Genomic DNA, 676 nt, shown 5'->3' with positions numbered 1-676 from the left:
CCTGGGGCCTCGAACATCCACTGATTCGGTCCAGTCCAGAAAACTGCCACCTCCTGACCTGCCACCCAGCATCCCGGCCCCGGCAAATTCACACCGTACGGCTGGGGCTCAACGGCTTTCCTGCGGAGCGCTAGAGAGGCAAGCGCCAGATCCACATTCTCACGTATCTCCAGTATTGAAAACGATGCGGAATTAGGCTTTTCGGCGCCGCACGCTGTAACCGGTCTCAGATTAGCCACGCAGACGTGCTCCTTCAGGATCAATGAAATGCGCCGATACGACACGCAGGCGAACACTTTCTCGTTCGACCGGGTTCGAAGCCACGACCACATCGCCCAGCCGTTCATTGCCGTTCCTCAGGAAACCGAGACCGATCATCGACCCGACGTGGGGCGAACAGCAGGATGACGTGATCCAGCCCTGATCGTTGTCGAAGTTCAATGCCGTCCCATCGGCGAAAAGATGCGCCCCTACGACGATCTTGCCCCCGGGCTCAACCGGCAGCAGCCCCACCAACCGGCGGGTATCCCCCGCGAGGCCCTCGCGCCGCGACATGATCGTGCCGATTGAGTCTTTCTTCTGCGAAACCATCTTGCCGAGACCAAGCATTTCAGCGGTGGTTTGACCGTTAATCTCAGCGCCACCCACGTTGCCTTTTTCGATCCCCAGCAAGGAT

General features: G+C 59.2%; 1 protein-coding gene and 1 pseudogene. Both read right to left on the bottom strand.

The genetic code is table 11. The features are described from left to right. Nucleotides 1-239: pseudogene (locus tag NKH35_RS31945) on the bottom strand (sarcosine oxidase subunit gamma); the annotation flags it as partial. Beyond that, nucleotides 232-676: glycine cleavage T C-terminal barrel domain-containing protein (locus tag NKH35_RS31940; protein WP_352917587.1), on the bottom strand; the 445-nt coding region annotated here is incomplete at its 5' end. The pseudogene NKH35_RS31945 and the gene NKH35_RS31940, both read right to left, overlap by 8 nt.

Source organism: Mesorhizobium sp. M1143 (genome assembly GCF_040318435.1).
In the GTDB taxonomy this organism is placed as follows: domain Bacteria; phylum Pseudomonadota; class Alphaproteobacteria; order Rhizobiales; family Rhizobiaceae; genus Mesorhizobium.
Note: the sequence above shows the minus strand (reverse complement) of the source record. Positions and strands in the feature narration are given on the sequence as shown.